This window comes from Streptomyces sp. NPDC005070 (assembly GCF_053600395.1).
The window spans coordinates 1-2,183 of record NZ_JBSFZS010000391.1; the positions used below are offsets into that span (position 1 = coordinate 1).

Consider the following 2,183-nt stretch of genomic DNA (forward strand, 5'->3'; position numbering starts at 1 on the left):
CAGGTGACGGAGGGCGGCCGTCTCGTCGTGGCGGACGTCCCCGGGAGCCGCGGGGTCCGCCGTCGAGAGGGTGTCCGCGGGCGGGGCGGGGGCGCGGCTCGCTCCCTGTGGTGCGCTGCTCCCGTCGGCCGCGGCTTCCGGCTCGTCCGTCTTCATAGTTCGACCACCCGCGCGCTCGCAAGTCCCGAGCCACAAGGGGCGGAGACCGCTTGGCCAACGGTCACGATCCGGCTGCCCCGAGAACGGCTCGACGGCCGGGTTACGAGACCGTCCCACTCATTCTGGGTCCGCCCGGTCGAAACCGCCTCACGGACCGAGTCCGCCGGGTGCCGGACGGCCTCACGGACCGAGTCCGCCCGGGGCCGGACCGCTGCACGGACGGTCCGCCCCTCCGAGCGCCGGGTGCCGGGGATCGGCGGTCGTGGCCCACGGGGCGCGGCGGTGTGCGACGACCCGTGCCACCCGACCCGCGCCCACGGCCGTGACACCCCCCCCGAGTGCGTCCGGTGGACGACAGGGGGGAGGGCATGCCGGGGGACGGCGGGGCGGGTGGCGGGGTGTGTTCCGGCGACCGAGCGGGCGTCGATCGACCTGACGGACCGGGGAACCGGCGATCCGTCATCAATCGTCAGGTGGACGGGAGTTGGCTCACATCACAACGTGGTGCGGGCGGACACATGTCATCAACGGCTCGTACGGTGTCCGCCGTTCATCGGCCGGGCCTCAGCCGAAGACCTTGACCGCCTGGTAGTAGGTCCACGCGGTGCTGTCGCAGGAGACCTTCGTCGCGCCACTGTAGTTGGCGCAGACTCGTCCCAAGTCCGCGTAAAGCATGCTGTCGAGCCGGGACTTGTTGGCATCGAAGGTGCCGGCGGCCTTGTAGTTGCGATAGCCGAAGTCGTGGCGGGCACATGAAGTGGCGAAGGGGAAGCCGAACGGGTTGTCCGGCGACGTGGAGCAGTAGTCGGTGGACCAGTCGAACGCGTAGGCCGACCAGGCGGACTGGTTGGCGCGGGCGGCGACCCATGAGTTGTAGCTCGACGCGCTGGTCTGGGTCCAGTTGGACAGGACTTGAGGCTTGTCGGCGGGGGCGGCGCTAGCGGCTGTAGCAGTCGCCGTGACGGCGACCAGGGCCATGGCCGAGGCGGCAAGGCCGGTGGCGAGTCTTCGGTGCATCCCAACACCTCCATGAGGCTGCGACCCGCCCATCGGGCAGCAGGTTCATGACAGGAATGATCGGCATCGCGACCCCCGTTGACTAGTGCTTGGAGCCCAACAATCAATTAAGTCGCGGGAGTTGGGGTTCCATGTTTCATGCCTGCGACCGCCATGGCCGTCTATGGCTGGATGTGTTCCTTCGGGTCGAAGGTGTCCCGGTCGGATCCCATCGGCGCCTCGTGACGTGCAACCGCAGGGTTGCTATGAAGAGGGTGATGTGCAACCCTGGAGTTGCATCATTGATGGCTTCGAAGGAGTACGTCATGACCGAGGACCGGATCGAACGCGAAACCCTGATCGAAGCGCCCCTGGAGCGGGTCTGGCCGCTGGTGGCCGTGCCCGGATTCTGGGTGGCCGACGAGGAGAGCCTGCCCACCACCGAGGGCAAGGCGGGCGAGTCGACCGTGGTGAAGAACGCCCAGTACGGCGAGTTCCCCGTGCGGGTGGAGAAGGTCGAGCCGCCCACCTACGTCGCCTACCGCTGGACCAGCGCGTTCCCTGGAGACCCGCTGAGCGACGGCAACAGCACGCTGGTCGAGTTCACCCTGATTCCGGAGGGCACGAGCACGCGGCTGCGGGTCGTCGAGAGCGGCTTCGCCGCGCTGTCCGGCTCTCCGGAGCTGCGGCACAAGGCCCACGAGGACAACACCAACGGCTGGCCCCAGGTCCTGGAGGCGTTCAAGAAGCGCGCCGCCCAGCCGTCGGTGTGACCGAGGAACGAGGCGAGAACGAGGAGGTCGACGGCGTCCTCGCCGCGCTCGCCGACCCGACGAGGCGGCACCTGCTCGATCTGCTGGCGGCCCGGGGCGAGATCACGGCCACGAAGCTGGCCGAGGAGCTGCCCGTCTCACGGCAGGCGGTGGTCAAGCACCTCGCCGTGCTGGACGCGGCCGGACCCGGGGTGGCCCGGTCACTGAGCTATGCGAGCGACCCCCGCAACCGGCTCGTCGGCGCCCGGGCGGCAC

General features: G+C 69.5%; 3 protein-coding genes. 2 read left to right on the forward strand and 1 reads right to left on the reverse strand.

Annotated features, from left to right (window positions below; genetic code table 11):
• Window positions 1-723: 723 nt before the first annotated feature.
• Window positions 724-1,176 (reverse strand): phospholipase, encoded by a 453-nt coding sequence (locus tag ACWEBX_RS39405; RefSeq protein ID WP_451889515.1) that lies wholly within the window; start codon window positions 1,174-1,176, stop codon window positions 724-726.
• A gap of 305 nt (window positions 1,177-1,481) precedes the next feature.
• Here ACWEBX_RS39405 and ACWEBX_RS39410 point away from each other — a divergent pair, with 305 nt between their 5' ends.
• Window positions 1,482-1,928 carry an SRPBCC domain-containing protein gene (locus ACWEBX_RS39410; RefSeq protein ID WP_451889516.1) on the forward strand — a complete coding sequence of 149 codons (447 nt, stop codon included), beginning with the start codon at window positions 1,482-1,484 and terminating at the stop codon, window positions 1,926-1,928.
• On the forward strand, window positions 1,925-2,183 hold a 259-nt coding region (locus ACWEBX_RS39415), incomplete at its 3' end, for an ArsR/SmtB family transcription factor (protein ID WP_451889517.1). The genes ACWEBX_RS39410 and ACWEBX_RS39415, both read left to right, overlap by 4 nt.